Source organism: Tabrizicola sp. (assembly GCF_030373185.1).
Classification (GTDB): Bacteria; Pseudomonadota; Alphaproteobacteria; order Rhodobacterales; family Rhodobacteraceae; genus Tabrizicola.
The window spans coordinates 340,478-360,167 of the sequence record NZ_JAUCZH010000004.1; the positions used below are offsets into that span (position 1 = coordinate 340,478).

At 63.8% G+C, this 19,690-nt stretch carries 15 protein-coding genes; all 15 read right to left on the minus strand.

All coding sequences use genetic code 11. The features are described 5' to 3' along the window. Nucleotides 1-66: 66 nt before the first annotated feature. The 15 genes from QUV21_RS09955 to QUV21_RS10025 all read right to left on the minus strand — a co-directional run bounded on the left by QUV21_RS09955 (nucleotide 67) and on the right by QUV21_RS10025 (nucleotide 19,680). Nucleotides 67-1,059: a KpsF/GutQ family sugar-phosphate isomerase gene (locus QUV21_RS09955; RefSeq protein ID WP_300854645.1), complete on the minus strand. Its 993-nt coding sequence runs from the start codon at nucleotides 1,057-1,059 to the stop codon at nucleotides 67-69. Between the two features lies 1 nt (nucleotide 1,060). Further along, on the minus strand, nucleotides 1,061-2,194 hold the full coding sequence (locus tag QUV21_RS09960) for an SLBB domain-containing protein (protein WP_300854647.1): 1,134 nt from the start codon (nucleotides 2,192-2,194) through the stop codon (nucleotides 1,061-1,063). Next, nucleotides 2,191-3,471, minus strand: coding sequence for a hypothetical protein (locus tag QUV21_RS09965; RefSeq protein ID WP_366907833.1), 1,281 nt, complete (start codon nucleotides 3,469-3,471; stop codon nucleotides 2,191-2,193). The genes QUV21_RS09960 and QUV21_RS09965 overlap by 4 nt, the downstream gene beginning before the upstream one ends. A gap of 194 nt (nucleotides 3,472-3,665) precedes the next feature. Beyond that, nucleotides 3,666-6,293: a nitrate reductase gene (locus tag QUV21_RS09970; protein WP_300854651.1), complete on the minus strand. Its 2,628-nt coding sequence runs from the start codon at nucleotides 6,291-6,293 to the stop codon at nucleotides 3,666-3,668. Nucleotides 6,294-6,328: 35 nt separating this feature from the next. Then, nucleotides 6,329-6,664, minus strand: a complete 336-nt coding sequence (gene nirD / locus QUV21_RS09975; protein WP_300854653.1) for a nitrite reductase small subunit NirD — start codon at nucleotides 6,662-6,664, stop codon at nucleotides 6,329-6,331. After that, a complete protein-coding gene (gene nirB / locus QUV21_RS09980) occupies nucleotides 6,661-9,093 on the minus strand; it encodes a nitrite reductase large subunit NirB (protein WP_300854655.1) in 2,433 nt (810 codons plus the stop codon). Before nirB ends, nirD begins: the two co-directional genes overlap by 4 nt. After that, nucleotides 9,090-9,884 (minus strand): ABC transporter ATP-binding protein, encoded by a 795-nt coding sequence (locus QUV21_RS09985; protein ID WP_300854657.1) that lies wholly within the window; start codon nucleotides 9,882-9,884, stop codon nucleotides 9,090-9,092. Before QUV21_RS09985 ends, nirB begins: the two co-directional genes overlap by 4 nt. A gap of 9 nt (nucleotides 9,885-9,893) precedes the next feature. Then, nucleotides 9,894-10,778 carry a nitrate ABC transporter permease gene (gene ntrB, locus QUV21_RS09990; protein ID WP_300854659.1) on the minus strand — a complete coding sequence of 295 codons (885 nt, stop codon included), beginning with the start codon at nucleotides 10,776-10,778 and terminating at the stop codon, nucleotides 9,894-9,896. A 9-nt stretch (nucleotides 10,779-10,787) separates the two neighbouring features. Further along, nucleotides 10,788-12,077: a CmpA/NrtA family ABC transporter substrate-binding protein gene (locus QUV21_RS09995; RefSeq protein WP_300854661.1), complete on the minus strand. Its 1,290-nt coding sequence runs from the start codon at nucleotides 12,075-12,077 to the stop codon at nucleotides 10,788-10,790. Between the two features lie 280 nt (nucleotides 12,078-12,357). Further along, a complete protein-coding gene (locus tag QUV21_RS10000) occupies nucleotides 12,358-13,533 on the minus strand; it encodes an ABC transporter substrate-binding protein (protein WP_300854664.1) in 1,176 nt (391 codons plus the stop codon). Then, nucleotides 13,530-14,111: an ANTAR domain-containing protein gene (locus QUV21_RS10005; protein WP_300854665.1), complete on the minus strand. Its 582-nt coding sequence runs from the start codon at nucleotides 14,109-14,111 to the stop codon at nucleotides 13,530-13,532. Before QUV21_RS10005 ends, QUV21_RS10000 begins: the two co-directional genes overlap by 4 nt. Before the next feature lie 200 nt (nucleotides 14,112-14,311). Beyond that, on the minus strand, nucleotides 14,312-16,921 hold the full coding sequence (locus QUV21_RS10010; RefSeq protein WP_300854667.1) for a cation-transporting P-type ATPase: 2,610 nt from the start codon (nucleotides 16,919-16,921) through the stop codon (nucleotides 14,312-14,314). A 1-nt stretch (nucleotide 16,922) separates the two neighbouring features. Continuing rightward, nucleotides 16,923-17,693, minus strand: coding sequence for a glucose 1-dehydrogenase (locus QUV21_RS10015; protein ID WP_300854668.1), 771 nt, complete (start codon nucleotides 17,691-17,693; stop codon nucleotides 16,923-16,925). Nucleotides 17,694-17,728: 35 nt separating this feature from the next. Continuing rightward, a complete protein-coding gene (locus tag QUV21_RS10020; RefSeq protein ID WP_300854669.1) occupies nucleotides 17,729-19,450 on the minus strand; it encodes a cation:proton antiporter in 1,722 nt (573 codons plus the stop codon). Beyond that, complete coding sequence (locus QUV21_RS10025) at nucleotides 19,447-19,680, minus strand: helix-turn-helix domain-containing protein (RefSeq protein WP_300854670.1); 234 nt, start codon at nucleotides 19,678-19,680, stop codon at nucleotides 19,447-19,449. The genes QUV21_RS10020 and QUV21_RS10025 overlap by 4 nt, the downstream gene beginning before the upstream one ends. Nucleotides 19,681-19,690 lie beyond the last annotated feature (10 nt).

A 19,690-nucleotide genomic window follows, 5' to 3' on the forward strand; every position in this document is an offset into this window, starting at 1 on the left:
CAGGCGTCATGACCTGCCATTCTCGTAGCCGACTTCATGGAGCAGGCATGCCTTCCGGTCGTTCGGTCATTTCCCCACCCCTGCGCGCAGGCAATCGTGGATGTGAAGCAGACCAATCAGTTTGCCGTCGTCGTCTGTCACGATCGTGCTGGTGATGCCGTTCGCGTTCATGAGGTTCAGAGCCTCTGCCGCCTTGAGATCTGGCCGGATCGTCAACGGCGGCCCGATGATCAGGTCTGCGGCGCGGCACGCCCACAGGCGCGCTGCATTGCGGCGCATGTCACCGTCGGTGATCAAGCCGATCGGTCTTCGGTTTTGACAGACGATGGCCGTGCCAAAACCCTTGCGGGACATCTCGATCACGACTTCCTGCATGTCTGCGGTGGGCAGGACAACGGGAAGGGCTGCCCCCTTGTGCATCAGATCTTCTGTCTTCAGCAGGCGCAGACCCAGTTTGCCGCCAGGATGATAGCGGCGGAAATCCTGAGGTCTGGTGCCGGACAGATGGCTGACGCCAACAGCGAGCGCGTCCCCAAGAGCCAGCGCGACCGTGGTCGACGCGGTCGGGGCCAACCCGTTCACACAGGCTTCGGCAATCTTGCCATGCGCGATGGCGATCTGGCTTGTCCTGCCAAGGGTGCTGGTCGATGTCGCGGTGATGCTGATGATGGGAATGGCATACTGGCGACAATAGGCCAGCAGATCAGACAGTTCCGCCGTCTCGCCCGAGTTGGAAAGGATGAGGACGACACTGTCGTCATGGATCATCCCCAGATCGCCATGGCTGGCTTCGGCGGCATGAAGGAATGCGGCTCGCTTTCCAAGAGAACTGAAGGTCGAAGCGATCTTTCGGGCGATGTGGCCGCTTTTGCCCACGCCTGAAACGATCAGCGGGCCCTTCGATTCAAAGATGATGCGGGCGGCGGCAGCAAGGCTGTCACTTGTCTGCTCGATCACCGAGCGGACGGCGTCGGCCTCGGTTAGCAGAACCTCTGTCAGGATGCGGGACAGCGAGGCACTGTCCATGAGTTTGTGTGGGTGAACGATCTGCAAGGTCATGTCAGTCTCCGAGGTTAGTGGCCGTGGATGCCGAGCCGAGTATTGGTGACAGGATGATCGAGACGAACTTCTGGAAATCGACAGCGTCCGCAGAGGCGACATAGGTGATGTCAGTCGGCTCCAGACGGAACATTCCGGCAAGAAGAAGCGTGTCTGGTCTGGAAAAGTCGAACCGGTAGGCAGTTGCGCGGAGGTCTTCCGGAAGGCCTCCGGCAGCGGCTGGACGAAACACGAACACCGCCCGCGCCTGTGCAATCCTGTCATTCAGACCGCCGACTTCGGACAGCAGGTAGGCCAGATGGGCTTCTTCCAGCGGTATTTCGATGTTGCCCGGACGCTTGACCGCGCCGTACACCACAAAGCGCCGCGGAACATGGGCGATGCTGACGATGTCGCCTGGGAAAATGACAATGTTGCTGGCCGAATTTTCCAGAATGTCCGACAGAAGAACCGTCGCCGAGGAAGAGGCGCGCTGAACTGTGACGCTGACTTCCCAGTCAGCGTGCGACGTCCCGCCAGCTTGGGCGATCAGGTCAAGCAGCCTGATGCCACTTGATGCAATGACCACCCGGCCGGGCGTTCCTACCGCGCCAAGAACGGTTGTCGCGCGGGATTGGGTTTCGGTGATTGCAACCGCGATTTCCGGCTCGATGGCCTGACCGCGGTAGCGTTCCAGAAGAACAGCGCGAAGCTGGGCCGTCGTCAGTCCCCTTGCGGTGATCGTGTTTGCATAAGGGGCGGTGATTTCTCCCGAATTGGACACAACGGCATTCAGGACCGTTTCCCGGCGGCCAGCGCTGGCAAACAGGCCGTCTTCCGCCACTTCCCACAGCCTGATTTCAAGACGATCCCCGACCGCAATGACTTCATCCGTCGTGCGCAGTCCCGGCCCGCGGAATGCCGCGGGAAAGCTGCGTCCACTGGCTGTTGCTGCTGGTAGCGTGGAGGCCGAAACATCAATGATCCTGAACGGCAGCACATCGTCCGTGTCGGCGACAATGTCTGCGGCTGACTTGTCGATCGCTGCCGCACTTGGTCCGAATGCAGGCATCGTCGAGCAGCCGGCAAGGCCAAGCAACAGCGTGCCAAGTGTCAGCAGGGATCTTCCCCTCCGGGATCCGGGCAGTCGCGTCATTGTTGCGCCCCTTTCCGTGCATAGGTCGGGGCGTGAAGCTGGGTGAGCCTTGCGATGATCCCGGCAATTGCAGTCTTGCGTCCGCTGGCAACATAGAAGTCCCCGGCAAGCAGGGTTTGAGCCTTCAGATCAGCAAGAAAGGCATCGATCATGTCCCGCCGCTTGGCGTGACGGATCTTGAAGAATGCCTCGACGTCGGACTCGGTTTCGCCGGTGGTGACCACGCTGTCATGGCGGCAGACAGCATCGCCCAGAACCAGAACCGGAACGTCATGATGCAGCGCCGAAAACGCTGAGGTCGAGTTGATGACAACCATGCCGCTTGCATTGCGGGCAAGTTCGCCGATCCGACCGGTATTCAGGATCTGGACCCGGCTGCGGGAAAGGCCAAGCTCGTTTGCGCGATGCCGGATCCTGCGCCGGACGGAAGGGCCGTCACGGTCAAGCGGATGCAGCTTGAAAATGATACGCTGATTGGGGCCAGACCGCAGAATCGCCTGAAGGCAGGCATCGACAAGTCGCAGCGTATTCCAGCCCCGCGATGCAAGCAGAAGCTGACTGTCAGTGGGAACCTGCAAAGGAACCAGCATATATCCGCGACGGGCGCGCAGGCGCCGAACCCGGGGGAGTTCCGTGACATTTGCGATCAACCGTCGAGTGATGTGGGCCAACCAACTTACCGCCAGGGTCAATGGCCGCTCTTTTGGCCGGTGAAACAACGCTTCGTCCGCAGCATCCGACAGCAGATCCCGGACCAGATAGTAAAGCGCGCCCCAAAGGCTCATGGTTGCGAAGGAGGGTGACCCGGCAGGGGACACGTCAGGGCAGGTGGGCCACGCGCCTGTCGCCCTGTGACGGGCAGTCCAATGGGCAAGTGCTGAATACTGGTTGTTGCCCCCGGTTTCGCAGGCAATGTAGCCAGACCTGAGGTAGCCTTCTTCAAGGCATATGGCATCAATCCCGAAGCAGCCTGCAATCCGGCGCGCAATTTCATGTAGCGGTCGACTGGATCCGAAAAGAACGATTGCATCGGGCGTGTTGCGTGCAACCCTGAAGCGCAGCCATGTTTCCCAGGCGGCCAGGTCGCCAGAGAAGCGCAGGCAGCTTTCCCGGGCTGAAAAGACGCTGTCCCCGGCATTGAAGATGACCCGATCGACTGAATGGCCCTGCGCAACCAACGCGTCGTGCAATTCGGCAAAGAATGGCCCCACTGGCCCTTGCAGAAGCATTATGTGTGAGTGCTCTTTCTGCATGATCCATTCACCGATCCTGGCCATTTTGGCCGCCCGTTTTTTATATTTCGGGGAATCAGAAGAACTGGTTAACCGCGCCCGGGATTCCAGGGCGTGAGAAAGCCATGGCCGAAGTTTATGCGGGATCTGGGGAAAGGGGCGGCCGTGTCGTGGCCGAGCCTGAATGGCCCCGGGCCAATACTTGCTTTCCTGTTCGGATGGACAACGATGCCGCGACCCTACTCGGCAGCCTCGCGGTGACGTTGATGATGCCTGGCGATAAGGGCGGCAAGTTCCGGGCGGCAAGAACCGCAGTTGGTTCCGGCACCAAGAGCGGCACCAAGGGCATCGACGCTGACCAATCCTTTGGTGGCAACGGCGTCAAGGATGGTGTTCTGCCCGACATTCAGGCAGGCGCAGATCGTGATGCCAGGGTCGGGCTGGTTGGAGCCGGGGCGACCGGCCAGGACCCCTTGACCCTGCGTCCCGATAAGGCCGGCAAGATGACCACGCGCCAGCAGCACCGGGTCGCGCGCCACGAACAGCGCGGCCCGAAGCCGTCCCTCCGTCACGACCGCAAAGCGATAGAGGCCGCGCGACGGATCCGACAGCGTGGTCGTCGGGGCAGAACCGCCAAACAGCGCCGTTGCCCATGTGCTCCAGTTGTCAGGCAGGCTGTGGCAGGCAAGCTCAAGCTGCACCCCGCCCGCCACCGGGGCCTTGGCCCAATAGGCGCAATCGGGGCGCGGGTCGCCGGTGGTGACGGCGAACCCATACCAGCGGGCCGCAAAAGGCCGGATCGACACCGGCGCGGATTTGCTGGCCGGTTGGCCGGAGACCGCATCGACCAGTCCCGGCACCAGAACGTCCACCCGCCCCGAAGGCGCGGTCTCGCCGGTCCAGTGCATCGGCGCAAAGGGATGGCCCGGGGCCACCCGGTCACTGATCATCACCCGCAGGATGGCGCGGCCCCGGGGGCTTTCCACCTCGGCCAGTGTTGCCGGGGCAAGGCCAAGGCGGTCAGCATCGCCCGGGTGTATCTCCAGATAGGGTTCGGCCAGATGCTGCGACAGGCGCGGTGTCATCCCGCTGCGGGTCATCGTGTGCCATTGGTCACGGACTCGCCCGGTGTTCAGCCGGAAGGGGTGGTCGGGCGTCAGGGCTTCCGGCAGGCGCGCGGTGACAGGAACCAGCCGTCCGCGCCCGCCCTGGGTATGAAACTGCCCATCACCAAAGAACCGCCCACCCTTCTGCGCGGCTTGCGGCCATATTACGGGGGCAAGGCCGTCGTAATCGGCGTCGACAAGATCCGAAATGTCAAAGTCGCTGCCCAAGGTGCCGGCCACACCCGAAAGGGCGGCATGTTCGGCAAATATCTCGGCAGGCCCCGCCCAGTCAAAGCCCGAAAACCCCATGCGCCGCGCCACCTGCGCCACCTGCCACCAGTCGGGCCGCGCCTGTCCCGGGGCGGGCAGGAAAGCTCGCTGGCGGCTGATCATCCGCTCGGAATTGGTGACGGTGCCGTCCTTTTCGCCCCAACCCGTCGCGGGCAACTGCACATGTGCCAGCCGCGCTGTATCGGTCGTCGCCCAGAGGTCGCTGACCGCCACAAAGTCGCACGCCCGGATCGCCCGCGCCACCCGGGCTGCGTCCGGCATCGTCACGGCGGGATTGGTGTGCAGGATCCACAGCGCCTTGATCCGCCCCTCTTTGACCGCGCGGAACATGTCTACCGCCTTCAGCCCCGGCCTTTCGGCCATGGTGGGAGAGGCCCAGAAGCCCTGTACGGCGGCGCGGTGACTGGGGTTCTCGATCTCCAGATGGCAGGCGAGCATGTTGGCCAGCCCGCCCACCTCACGCCCGCCCATGGCATTCGGCTGGCCGGTGACTGAAAACGGCCCCATGCCGGGCTTGCCGATACGCCCGGTGGCAAGGTGGCAGTTCAGGATGGCGTTGACCTTGTCGGTGCCGGTGTCGGACTGGTTGATGCCTTGCGAATAGACGGTGACCACCTTTTCGCTTGCGGCCCAAAGCGTCAGGAACCGCTCCAGATTGGCGGCGGACAGGCCGGTATCGCCGGGCATGCTGTGGCGCGCGGCGGCAAGGGCTACATCGATGCCGGTGACATGCGGGGCGAAATCCGCGCTCAGGCGGCCATTGTCGAAGAGATGGCAGAGGAGGAGGTTGAACAGATGCCCGTCCGCCCCGGGTGCCAACGCCAGATGCAGATCGGCGCCCTCACAAGTCGCGGTGCGGCGTGGATCGATGACGATGACCTTCGTCCCGCGCGCGGATTTGGCCGCCATCAGGCGCTGATGCAGGACGGGATGGCACCAGGCAAGGTTTGAGCCGACCAGCACAACAACATCGGCCAGTTCCAGATCCTCATATTGACCCGGCACGGTGTCCGACCCAAAGGCGCGGCGGTGGCCGGCGACGCTGGACGCCATGCAAAGCCGGGAATTGGTGTCAATGTTGGCCGAACCGATGAAACCCTTCATCAGCTTGTTCGCCACATAGTAATCTTCGGTCAGAAGCTGCCCCGAGACATAAAGCGCCACCGCATCCGGCCCGTGCTGCGCGATGGCGCCGGAAAACCGCGTGGCGATCAGGTCAAGCGCCGTGTCCCATGACGCCTCGGCCCCTGCGATGCGGGGCGACAGCAACCTGCCGTCGGTCGAAAGCGTCTCACCCAGCGCAGCACCCTTGACGCAAAGCCGCCCCCGGTTGGCCGGATGGTCCGGGTCGCCCTTGATCGCAACTCCGCCTCTGCCGTCCGGGCTGGCCAGCACCCCGCAGCCGACCCCGCAATAGGGGCAGGTGGTGCGGATGGTCGCCTCCCCTCCGTCTTGTGGGGGGCGGGGCATTCCCCCGACGACGGGGGTGGGTGGCTTCATCTGCTTCATGCCGCAGATCGCCGGGCCATGAAATCGGAGTCCAGCAGCACCCGCCCGCCCTCATGCCGCATTGGAAAGGTGCGCACGGCCCCTTCATCTGCGCCCTGAGCCTGCCCGGTCGTCATGTCGAACACCCAGCCATGTAGCGGGCAGGTGACGGATGTGCCATGAACGATTCCTTCCGACAATGGCCCGCCCTTGTGGGGGCAACGGTCTTCAAGCGCGAACAACTGGTCATCTGCGGTGCGGAAGATGGCGATGCAGCCTGCGGGCGTCTTGACCACCCGGGCGCCTTGCCGGGGAATGTCCTCCAGCGCCGCGATGTCGATGAACGTGGTCATTCTGCGGCCCTCAAAGTCAGGTCGGCAATCGGTGCCCATTCGGCGGGTGTGGCGGCGTGTTCGGCCCAAGGGTCCGTCTGATAAACCGACTGGCTGATCAGGAAGCGGTCATGAAGCGCGCGGCGGGTGGCGGGGTCTTCCACTTGCGCCCGGCACCAGTCGAGGCCTACCTTGGCCACCCATTTGTAGATGCGGTGCAGGTAGCGGGCGTTCTCGCGGTAAAGTTGGGTAAAGGCGGCGATGATCTCCATCACCTCGGCTTCGGTCGCGGCTTTGCAAAGGAATTCCGTCTCTTTGACGTCCATCCCCGCAGCGCCCGCAACGCTGATCTCGTAGCCACTGTCCACGCAGACGACACCAATATCCTTGCAGGTCGCCTCGGCGCAGTTCCTTGGGCAGCCCGACACGCCCAGCTTGACCTTGGCAGGCGTCCATGACCCCCAGAGGAGCTTTTCCAGCTTGATCCCCAAACCCGTGCTGTCTTGCGTGCCAAAGCGGCAGAATTCGGTGCCGACACAGGTTTTCACCGTGCGCAGCCCCTTGGCATAGGCGTGGCCAGAAACCATCCCGGCGGCATTGAGGTCAGACCAGATCGCGGGCAGGTCTTCCTTCTTCACGCCCAGAAGGTCGATCCGCTGGCCGCCGGTGACCTTGACCATCGGCACGTTGTAGCGGTCCGCCGCGTCGGCAATCGCGCGCAACTCGGCCGGGCTGGTGACGCCGCCCCACATGCGCGGCACGACGGAATAGGTGCCGTCCTTCTGAATGTTGCCGTGGTTCCTTTCGTTGACAAGGCGCGACTGACGGTCGTCGGTGTATTCCGTCGGCCAGTCGGCGATCAGGTAGTAGTTCAGCGCCGGGCGGCACGAGGCGCAGCCGCCTACGGTCTTCCACCCCAATTCCTGCATCACCGCAGGGATGGATTTGAGGCCCATGGACTTGATCAGCCGCCGCACGTCCTCATGCGTGTGATCGGTGCATTTGCACATCGGCGGGTTGGCATTGGCGGTGAAGCCATCGCCAAGGGTCAGCGCCATGACCTGTTCCACCAGCCCCGTGCAGGTGCCGCAACTGGCGCTGGCCTTGGTGGCGCTGCGCACCGCGTCCAGCGTGGTGGCACCGCCTTCAATGGCGGTGATGATCTTGCCCTTGCAGACGCCGTTGCAACCACAGATTTCCGCCTCAGGCGGCAAGGCTGCAACGGCTGCCAAAGGGTTTGCGGTGACCCCCCCTGCGAAGGCGGGGCCGAAGATCAGGGTATCGCGCATGTCCGACACATCGCGACCCTGCTTGATCAGATCGAAGAACCACGACCCATCGGCAGTATCGCCATACAGCACCGCGCCTATCAGACGCTCACCCTCAAGGATCAACCGCTTGTAGACCCCCCGGCCCGGATCTCGGAACACGATATCCTCGCGCCCCGGGGCATCGGCGAAGTTGCCCGCGCTGAAAAGATCAACCCCTGTGACCTTCAGCTTGGTCGCGGTCTGCACCGGCTGAAAGGCGGCATCCTGCCCCATCAGAGTCGCGGCCAGCACCTTCGCCTGATCGTAAAGTGGGGCGACAAGACCGAACAGCTGGTCGTCATGTTCCACACATTCCCCCAGCGCGAAGATCGCCGGGTCAGAGGTGCGAAGCTGGTCATCCACCGTGATCCCGCGCCCGACCTCCAGATGCGCGTCATTGGCAAGGCGGGTTTCGGGGCGGATGCCGACAGCCATGCAGACGAGGTCGGCGTCATAGATCGTGCCGTCTTCCAGCAGCACCGCCTCGACCTTGCCGTTGCCCAGAATGGCCTTGGTGGCCCCTTTGCAATGGATGCGGATGCCGCGCGCCTCCAGATCCTTTTGCAGAAGATACCCCGCCGCCGGATCAAGCTGGCGCTCCATCAGGTGACCCATCAGGTGAATGACCGTCACCTCGGCCCCCCGCGCGGCCATCGCCGCCGCCGCCTCCAGCCCCAGCAGCCCGCCGCCGATCACCACCGCCTTCGACCCCGGCGCAGAGGCCGCGATCATCGCATTGGTATCCTCAAGGTCGCGGTAGGTGACCACACCGGGCAAGTCACGCCCCGACACCGGGATCATGAACGGGGCCGAGCCTGTGGCGATCACCAGCGCGTCATAAGGCACGCCGCCCGCATTGGAATAGACCACCCGGTCTTCCCGCTCGATCTTCACCACCGCCTCGCCAAACCGGCAATCGACGCCGTGTGCCGCATACCAGTCCGCGTCATGTGTGACGATCTGTTCATAGGTCTTTTCACCCGACAGCACTGGCGACAGCATCAGCCGGTTGTAATTGCCGCGCGGCTCGGCGTTGAACAGCGTCACCTCACCGTCAAACCCCGCCTGGAACAGTTGCTCCAGCATCCGGCCCGAGGCCATGCCGGCGCCGATGACCACCAGTCTCTGCCGGGCGATCATTCTGCCGCCTCCACGAACCGATGCCGCTCGTACAGGAACCGCAGCACCGCCTCCCGCGCACGGACGTAATCGGGGTTGGAGGCCAGCGCGATCCGGTCGCGCGGGCGGGGGATGGCGACGGGCAGAACCTCGCCGATGGTGGCGGCGGGGCCGTTGGTCATCATGACGATGCGGTCGGCCAGCAACACGGCCTCATCGACATCATGGGTGATCATGATCATCGTGTTGCCAAGGCGGGCATGGATATCCATCACCGCGTCCTGAAGATGCGCTCGGGTAAGTGCATCCAGCGCGCCGAAAGGCTCGTCCAAAAGCAGGATCTTCGGCTCCATCGCCAGCGCCCGGGCAATGCCCACCCGCTGCCGCATCCCGCCTGAGATCTCTCCCGGCCGCAGACCAGCGGCATGGGTCATTTGGACAAGGTCCAGCGTCTGCATGATCCAGTCATGCCGTTCAGCCTTGGATTTCGAGCTTCCAAAGACCTTGGTCACCGCGAGCTTCACGTTGTCATAGACCGTCAGCCAGGGCAGCAGGCTGTGGTTCTGGAACACCACCGCGCGGTCAGGGCCGGGGGCGTTCACTTCGTGCCCCTCTAGCTTGATGCCACCGGTCGTCACCTCGGTCAGCCCGGCGATCAGGTTGAGAAGCGTGGACTTGCCGCATCCGGAATGGCCGATGATGCTGACGAACTCGCCCTTGCCGATCGTCAGGCGAATGTCGGACAGAACCTCGGTCACGCGGCCCTTGCCGGTGAAGCTTTTGCAGACCCGGTCGATTTGGAGATATTTCATGGCCGCCCCCTATTCCGTCGTGCCGCGTGAGACGACGCGCCCGATCCAGCCAACCAGCCGATCAAGGACAAAGCCGGTCACGCCGATGTAGACCAGCGCCACGATGATGTCGGTCAGGCGGCTGGAGTTCCACGCGTCCCAGATGAAGAAGCCGATCCCCACACCGCCGGTCAGCATCTCGGCCGCGACGATGGCCAGCCATGAGAGACCGACCCCGATCCGCAGGCCGGAAAAGATGTAGGGCGCGGCGGAGGGCACCATGATCTTCCAGAAAAACTCGATCTGGTTCAGGCGCAGGACGGCGGCGACGTTGCGGTAATCCTGCGGAATGGCGCGCACCCCGGCGGCGGTGTTGATGATGATCGGCCAGATCGCGGTGATGAAGATCACGAAGATCGCCGAGGGCCGGCTGTCCATGAAGGCGGCAAGGCTGATCGGCAACCATGCCAGCGGTGGCACGGTGCGCAGGACCTGAAAGATCGGGTCAAAGCCGCGCATCATCAGCGCCGACTGTCCAAGGATCGCGCCGACCAGCACCCCCACCACAGCAGCAAGGCCAAAGCCGTAAGCCACCCGTTCAAGCGAGGTCAGCACCCGCCAGCCCAGCCCTATGTCTTGGGTTCCATAGACGAAGAACGGGTCGACAATAAGGTCGCGGCTCTGGTCCCATACGTCGGTGGGGGCAGGCAGACCCGAAGTCCCGCCGGAAAAGGATACCTGCCAGATCAGCAGCAGCACAATCAGCACGACAACGGGCGGTGCGATCCGTTCGGCGGCGAAGCGCCCGACAAGGGCAAGGCGCTGCGGGCGTTTGGCTGTCACCGGCAGGGACATCACCTGCGCCGCAGGTTTCGGCGCGGGGCCGGGAGTGGTCTTGAGGGCGGTTACTGACATGCCCACCCCCTATGCCATGGCCTTGATCGACAGGCTGTCGAGATAGGCATCGGGGCTGGCGGGATCGAAGGTCACGCCATCGAAGAAGGTCTCGACCCCGCGGCTGTCGCCAAAGCCGCTCGTGTCAAGACCAAGCCCCGCCGCCGCTTGCAGCCACAGGTCCGAGCGGTTGGTGCCGTCAACCAGCGCCTTGGTGTCAAGGTCACCCGGCAAATAGCCCCAACGCTTGTTTTCGGTGATGAACCAGCTGTCGAGCGACTTCCACGGATAAGAGGTCGCCCCATTCCGCCAGAACTTCATCGCCAGCGACGGGTCCGAGACAACCCTGCCGTTGCCATAGTTGATTTCGCCCTTGATGCGGCCGCTGATGTCCTTCACCGGCACGTTGTACCATTGGCGGCGGCCGATGATTTCGGCCATCTCGTCCTTGTTGCCGGCGTCCTCGCACCAGATCTGCGCCTCCATCACCGCCATCATCAGGGCGATGGTCGCGTTCGGATTCGCGTCAACCCAGTCGGCGCGCATCCCCAGCACCTTTTCGGGGTGATGGGTCCAAAGCTCGCCCGTGGTGGCGGCGGTGAAGCCGATGCCCTGGTTCACAAGTTGCTCGTTCCACGGCTCGCCCACGCAGAAGGCCTCCATGTTGCCGACCTTCATGTTGGCCACCATCTGCGGCGGCGGCACGACGATCAGGTCAACATCCTTCGTGGGGTCGATCCCGCCGGCCGCCAGCCAGTAGCGCATCCACAGATCATGCGTGCCGCCGGGGAAGGTCATGGCGACCGGGATTTCGGCACCCGTGGAGCGCCTGGCGGCGAAGATCTCCTTCAGGGGCGAGCTGTCCAGGCCCACGCCGCTGTCGGCATAGGCTTGGGTAACGGACAGGCCCTGGCAATCCTCGTTCAGGCCCAGAAGCGTGTACATCGGCAGGGGTTGGTTGTTCTGCATCACCTTGCCGGTCGAATAGAGATGCACCTTCGGCCGCAGGATATGCCCGCCGTCGATCCCTCCATTGGCCGATCCAAGCGCCATGTTGTCGCGCGTGGCCCCCCAGCTTGCCTGTTTTTCCACCAGGACATCCGGCATGCCATGCCTGGCAAAGAAACCCTTTTCCAGGGCGATGATCAGGGGCGCGCTGTCGGTCAGCGCGATATAGCCCAGCTTGGTGCCGGTCACTTCGGGGGTTGCCGTGGCGGCCCAGGCGCCCCCAGGGAGCGCCAATTTTGCAGCGGCTGCGGTGGCGGCTACGCTGGCGGCGGTTCTCAGGAAGCTGCGGCGGGTCGGGTGGATCAGGGTCATCCGGTATATCCTTTGGCAATTGCCTCGCGCAAACTGGCGAAGCGGGGCTGGGACAAAACGGCAAAAAGCCACCGCAATCTCTGGGCCAGAAGGCGCAGGATCGGTGGCGTCATTGCCATGGAGGGGGACCGCATCTTTGCGGTAATCTTGCAGGCCGCAGCGGCGTTGCTTGACCTTGTGCCAACGGTGCAGTCAGTGGGCTGTCCGGTCAAGCGCTGCATTGCAGTATCGCGCTTGCAGCATACCTTTTCCGCGCGCGCCCCGGCCTATGCCCAAAAGTTCAGCTTTTGTAGAAGGAAGGGTCAAAGGTTTGGCCATCATAGAAGGCGTCCGGGCCAAGAATCATCTGCCCTTTCTCTGACGCGACGGCGGTCGGGTGGGCCATCGCACCTTCGATCCGAGCCGAGGCACCCGGCAGATCGGCCCCCGCACTGCGCAGGTGTTTGCGGTAAAGGTCGGTCCGGAAACAGCCCGAGGCCACTTGCATCGCCCATCCCACGTCCAGCCCGTGCAGGGTTGCGATCCGTTGCGCCAGGAGGGCTGCCAGACTGCGCCACGGAAAGTTCGCAGCCCCTTCATGAAAGCGTATGAATCCCGGATAATGCCGGACTTCGCCGGTCGTGCTGACGTGAAGGCGCCCCAGAAGCCCGCGCTCCGAGAGTTCGGGCGGCAGGTTCAGGTATTCGGGCCGTGACAGGATTTCGGCGGCCGTGCCGCGATTGTCCGGCCGGTCCAGCCAGCGGCAGGCCCGCCAGGCCGCGCGCATCAATCGGCCGGTTTCGTCCGGGCGGCCTTCGGCAAAATCGCGGGTCAGGACCAGACCCTTTTCCGGTGGTGAGGCCCAGATTGCCCGCCCCGCCAGAAGCAAGGCACCAACGCCGGCTTCCACAGCGTAAGAGGCCCAGGGTTCGCCGACACAATATGCATCCACCTCTCCGGCAGCCAGGGCGTCGGCCATCAGGGGCGGGGGGACGGTGTGGATCGAGACCCCGGCGGCAAGCGATGTCCCCTCCAGCCAGCGCCGGACCAGTTCGGCCTGGGTCGAAAAGGGAAATGGCACGCCCACGCGCAACCGCCCCTTGGTCGCCGCGATCAGCGCGTCCCGCGCGGCAAGTGGGTCGTCAAAGGCAAAAGCGTGACCGGCGGCCCGCATGGCCCGGCCAAGGTCCGCGCTGACTGTGATGGCCTGCCCACCAACCGACAGCACCATGACCAGATCAAGGGCCGGGTATTTCGGCCCCAGCCCTAGCGTCTGGGCAATCGGCAAAGGCACGAGCATATGGGCCGCGTCGATCTGACCCATCCCCAGCATGTCCCGGCATTGCGCCCAGCTTTGCAGCCGGATCAGGTCCAGCCGCAGCCCTTCTTCGGCGGCAAAGCCAAGCTCTTGTGCGATGATCAGGGGGGCTGCGTCGGTCAGTGGCACATAGCCAAGGCGCAAGGGCTGAAGGCTCATGTCAGAAGACCCGCCGCCATGACAAGTTGCTGCGCGATGTCGGCGACGCGGCGCTTCTGGTCCATCGCCGTCTTTCGCAAAAGGGCGTATGCAGCCTCTTCGTCGATGCCGCGCGCCTTCATCAGGATAGCCTTGGCGCGGTCAATGATCTTGCGGTCTTCCAGTGCTGCCTTGGTGGCCGCCAGTTCCGCCCGCATCTTCTGGAACATGTGAAACCGGGCAATCGCCGCATCAAGGATCGGCTTGATCCGTTCAGGCTGAAGCCCGTCAACCACATAGGCCGACACCCCCGCCTCGATCGCGGCGCGGGTCATCTGTTCGTCCGACCGGTCAACGAACATCGCCACCGGGCGCTCCATCGGCCCTGACACCAGCGCCAGTTCCTCCAGCACGTCGCGCGACGGGTCGGCCACGTCGATCAACACGATATCGGGCCTTTGTTCGGCAATCCGGCGCGCCAGGCCCGTGGCCTCGGAGATGACCGTGATGTCATGGTTGCCCGACGCCGCCAGCCCGTCAACAATGCGCAACGCGCGATTGCGGTCCCGCTCGACCACGATGATGGACAGCTTCGTCATCCAAGGCTCCTGCCCACCGACGAACGGCAGGATCGGCAGAATGTTCAAGCCGTGACCAGCGCATCCCGGAAACCGCCGGGGTCTTGGCCTGTTCTTTGAGCCATTCAGGAAAGATCGACCAATTTGCAGGCACCCGGTGTCTGGTGGCAAGGGCAGGCCATGTGTGACCTGCGCGCTGTGCCTGCGATCTGCCCCCAGCCTCAGTCTCGCACCTGAAGCCCCAGACGGATCTGCTTTTCAATCTCGATGATCGCGAAGAAGGCGATACCGATGCCTACGATAAGCACCCCTTCTGCCAAGGGAACCGGGACAGTCCCAAGGATGTCTTGCAGGAATGGCACATAGGTCACGGCAAACTGCGCGGCGGTGATGACGATCACCACGGTCCAGACCTGCCTTGTGCCGCGCGCGGCGGCCCATGTCAGCGAGGTGCCATGGATGTTGCGGATGAAGAAGAGGTAGAAAATCTCCAGAACGACCAGCGTATTCATTGAGATGGTTTGCGCCAAAGCCAACGGGTAGCCGTTGCTGATGGCGTAGGTGAACATGCCAAACACGGCTGCCAGATACAGGAGTGACACCATCACCACATTCCAGACCAGCCCGCCCGACAGGATCGGTGCATCGCGGCGGCGGGGCGGGCGGGCCATCGTGCCTTTTTCAGTCGGCTCGAAAGCCAGCGCGAGGCCAAGGGTGATGCCGGTGATCAGGTTGACCCACAGGATCTGCACCGCCGTCATCGGCAGGGACATGCCCGCAATCAGCGCCACGACGATCACGAGGGATTCCCCGGCATTGGTCGGCAAGGTCCAGCTGATCACCTTCTTGAGGTTATCATAGACCGTGCGGCCTTCACGCACGGCGGCGGCGATAGAGGCGAAGTTGTCATCGGCCAACACCAGATCGGCAGCTTCCTTGGCCGCCTCCGATCCTTTCAGCCCCATGGCGATACCCGCATCCGCGCGTTTCAGCGCGGGCGCATCATTCACCCCGTCGCCGGTCATGGCCACTGTCATCCCATTGGCCTGCAAGGCGGTGACAAGGCGCAGCTTGTCTTCCGGGCTGGTGCGGGCAAAGACATCGACGGACGTCACCTCCAGCGCCAGTTGCGCCTCGTCCAACTCGTCAAGGTCGGCACCGGTCAGCACGCGGTTCGGGTTTTCCAACCCGATCTGGGCGGCAATGGCGGCAGCGGTACCTGCATGATCGCCGGTGATCATCTTCACCCGGATACCCGCCGCCCGGCATTCGGCCACGGCCGCGATGGCCTCGGGGCGGGGGGGGTCGATCAGGCCGACAAGGCCAAGGAAGCTCAGGCTGCCGTCAAGCGTCTCGGCGTCAATCCTGCTGCCGGTCTCGGCCCGTTCGGCAAGGGCCAGCACACGCAGTCCGTGCTGCGCCATCGCCTCCGCCTGGGCATGCCACCGGGTAAGGTCAAGGCCGGCGCACATGCGCAGCACACGTTCCGGCGCGCCCTTGACATGGGTAAGGCGGCCCTCCGGCCCTTCGGTCATGACCGCCATGAAACGGTGGCGGCTGTCAAAAGGAATGGCGTCCAGACGCTGTGCGGTGATGCCACGGGCAACCTTGCCCGCAAAGGCAAGCAGCGCACCTTCCATCGGGTCACCCTCGACACTCCATTGCCCGTCCCTGTCGCGCAGGTCCGCGTCGTTGCAAAGTGCTGCCGCGCGGGCAAGACGGCCAAGGTCGCCGGCGGGGGTGATCTCGCCCTCCGGGGCGTAGCCTTCGCCCGAGATGGAAAAGCTGCCTTCTGGGGTTTCCGCTGCCGCAACAACCATTTCGTTGCGCGTCAGCGTGCCGGTCTTGTCGGTGCAGATGACCGAGACAGACCCGATCGTCTCGATCGCGGGCAGGCGGCGCACGATGGCATTGCGACGGGCCATGGCCTGCACGCCGATGGCAAGCGTGATGGTCATCACGGCGGGCAGGCCTTCGGGAATGGCCGAGACGGCGATGGCGACCACGGTCATGAACAATGCGTCAAACGCCTCGTGTCCGACAAAGTAGCCCCATGCCAGGAGAAGGCCCGAGGCCAGGAGGATCAGAAACGAAAGCCAGCGCGCGAAATGATCCATCTGCGCGACAAGCGGGGTGGTCAACTGCTCCACCTCGGCCAGAAGCCCGCCGATCCGCCCGATTTCGGTGGCCCGCCCCGTGGCCACCACCACCCCCCGCGCGGTGCCTTGGGTGACCAGCGTTCCCGACCACAGCATCGATTGGCGGTCACCAAGGGGCGCATTGGGGGCAACCGGCTTTGCACCCTTTTCGACCGGCACGGATTCCCCGGTCAGGATCGCCTCTTGCGCGAAAAGCCCCCGCGCTTCCAGCACCCGCAGGTCAGCGGGAACCTTGTCGCCCGCCTCCAAGAGCACGATGTCACCAGGGACGACGGCGGCCCCATCGACGGTCTGCCGCCTGCCATCGCGCAAGACCGTAGCGCGTGGGGCCAGCATGCTACGGATCGCGGCCATGGCTGTTTCGGCCTTGCCCTCTTGCACAAAGCCGATCACCGCATTGGCAAGGACCACGGCCAGAATGACCCCGGTATCGATCCAGTGTTGCAAGGCTGCGGTGACAACAGCGGCACCCAGAAGCACATAGATCAGGACATTGTTGAACTGCGCGACAAAGCGCAGAATCGGCCCGCGCGCATGGGCTTCGGGCAGCCGGTTCGGCCCGTGTCTGGCCAAGCGCTCCGCGGCCTCGGCCCCGGTCAGGCCATGGGCGCTTGCGCTTAGCTCCGCAAGACAATCGGCGCCGGGGCGGGCGTGGGGGTCGGTGATCTGCATGTCAGCGCGCCGTGTAGCCCCCGTCGATCACGATCTCGGTCCCGGTGACGAACTTCGCCTCGTCCGAGGCAAGCCAGACCACGGCCCATGCAATGTCATCAGGTTCGCCCATGTGGCCGATCGGGTGGACCGACCCCGCCGCGACCTTCGCCGCCTCCAGATCGGGCGAGGTGGCGCGCAGGTGATTTTCCACCATCGGCGTCCAGATATAGCCGGGGTGGATGGAGTTTACCCGGATCTGTTCCGGCGCATAGGTCACGGCGTCGTTCTTCGTCATAAGCCGCACCGCGCCTTTCGAGGCGTGATAAGGGGCAAGGTTTCCTACGCCGATCAGCCCCGCGATGGACGACAGGTTGATGATTGACCCCTTGCCCGCCGCCCGCAGATGCGGGATGGCGTGCTTGGTTCCGAACATCACGCCTTTGACGTTGACTGCCTGCACCCGGTCCCAATCAGCTTCACTGACCTCATCCGTCGGCTTCGGACTGCCAGAGATCCCAGCGTTGTTCACCATGACATGCAAGCCGCCGAACTGCGCGGCGGCAGCGTCGATGGCGGCCTTCATCGCCGCTTCATCCGCCACATCGACGGCCCAGAACGCCACCTTGTGACCTTTGGCTGCAAGGCTCGCTGCAAGGGCGCGGCCCTCCTGTTCCAGCAGGTCGAGGACTGCGACACTGGCACCTTCTTCGGCCATCCGTTCCACACATGCCCGGCCGATTCCAACCGCGCCTCCGGTGACGATGGCGGTCTTGTCTGCAAGTCTGTTCATCTGTGCCTCCTTGAGTTTGGGTTCGTGGCGTGCTGTCACGCCGGCATGCGGCCCTCGGCCGCGATTTCCGGAATTTCGGTGCGTTCTTCGGCCTTGGCGCCGGTCAGAAGTTCGACGGCCCGGTCGGCGGCATCCTGAAACGGCTCCAGCACCATGTCGGCGCCAGATCGGAACAGGGTGTCGGTCTCGGCTGCGCTGTGCGAGGCCGCCGCGACGCGCCCGGTAAAGCCTGATGCCCGGACAAGCTGGATCAGGGTCCGGCGGGCGTCTTCGTGGCTGAGGCCCGTTGGATGGATCGGCACGGTCGATACCAGCCATTTGGCGTCACGAAGCGGCAGTTCGGCAACGAATTCCGGGTCGGTCGCATCGCCGAATTCCGCTTCCAGTCCCAGTTCGCGCCACCGTTTCACGGCTTGCGGGTTGAAATCGACCCCCAGCACCTGAACCCCGCGCTTTTTCAGCCGCATCCCGATGGCGGTGCCAAAGCGACCCAACCCGAACAGGATGATGCTGAAACCGCGTCCCTTGTGGCTGCCCGCCTCGGACGGCTCACGCGGGGTGCCTTCGCGTTCGAAGACGCCAAGGAGGGGCTCGAACAGGGCGTAGAGGTGGTGGGAAAAGGTGATCATGTAGGTCGATGCCGCGATCGTCACGAGACCGACCATGGTGACAAGCCCCAATGCATCATCCGCAACATGGCCAAGGCTGACACCCATGGCGATGAAGATCAGGGAAAACTCGCTGATCTGCGCCACGGTCAGCCCGGCCAGAAACCCGGTGCGCTTGCGGTAGCCCATGGCCCCCATGATTGCCAGAACGATCAATGGGTTGCCGATCAGCACGAAGATCGAGAATATCACCGCCCCGGTCACATGCGTACCCAGCAGCGACAGGTCCAGCGTGGCCCCCAGAGCGATGAAGAAAAACAGCAGCAGAAAGTCGCGCAACGGGGCCAGCCGCGCCGCGATGGTCTCGCGGTAAGAGGTAGAGGCCAGCGCGATCCCGGCCATCAGGCCCCCCACCTCTTTGCCCAGACCCACGGCGTCGCCCAGGGCGGCAAACATCGCCGCCAATGCTATGGCGAAGATCACCAGAAGCTCTGGCGCGCGGGCCAGCCGCTCGGTCAGGGGGTTGGCGACATAGCGCACAAACAGGACTACCCCCGCCACCATGGCCAGCCCCGAAACCAGCACCGACAGCACCGACCCGCCGCCATGCCCGCCGCCATTGCCCACGTCCGCCGCGCCGATCCCGATGGCCGACAGCACGATCATCGCCAGGACCACCACCAGATCCTGCACGATCAGGAACCCCAGCGCGATCTGGCCATGCAGCGCGTCAATCTCGCGTTTGTCCGACAGAAGTTTGACGATGATGATGGTTGATGAAAACGTCAACGCCACCGCGACATACAGGCTGGTAACATGTCCAAGTCCCAGCCCCAGGCCGATCAGATAGCCAAAAAAGGCGGTGAAGATGACCTGACCCAGCCCGGTCAGCACCGAAACTGCGCCCAGCGACCGGATCAACTTCACGTCCAGCTTGATCCCGACAAGAAACAGCAAGACCGCAATGCCCAGTTCCGACAAAAGGTCGATCTGGGCATCCGAATGCACGACATCCAGAACGGAAGGCCCGGCAATGAGGCCGACGGCGATGAAACTGACGATCAGGGGCTGGCGCAAAAGCGTGCCGACCAACCCGATCCCGGCCGCCATGACCAGCAGGATTGAAACCTCGGCAAAGGAGGTCATCATCGGCAGTCCTTTCGCGGCGGAGCATCGGCCTGACGGGGCAGGGGTGCCACGCGGGGTGTGGTCTGGTGGTGTTCAAGGAAACGCTCCAGATCCGGGTCCGCGATCCGCCAGCCCTTGCCGATGTCAATCGCGCGCAACTCGCCCAGCTTGATCCAATGCCGCACGGTGGCTTCGGCGACCTTCAGGCGGTCGGCGACTTCCTTTACGGTCTGATACTGTGCGTTCGGCATCGAATGGTCA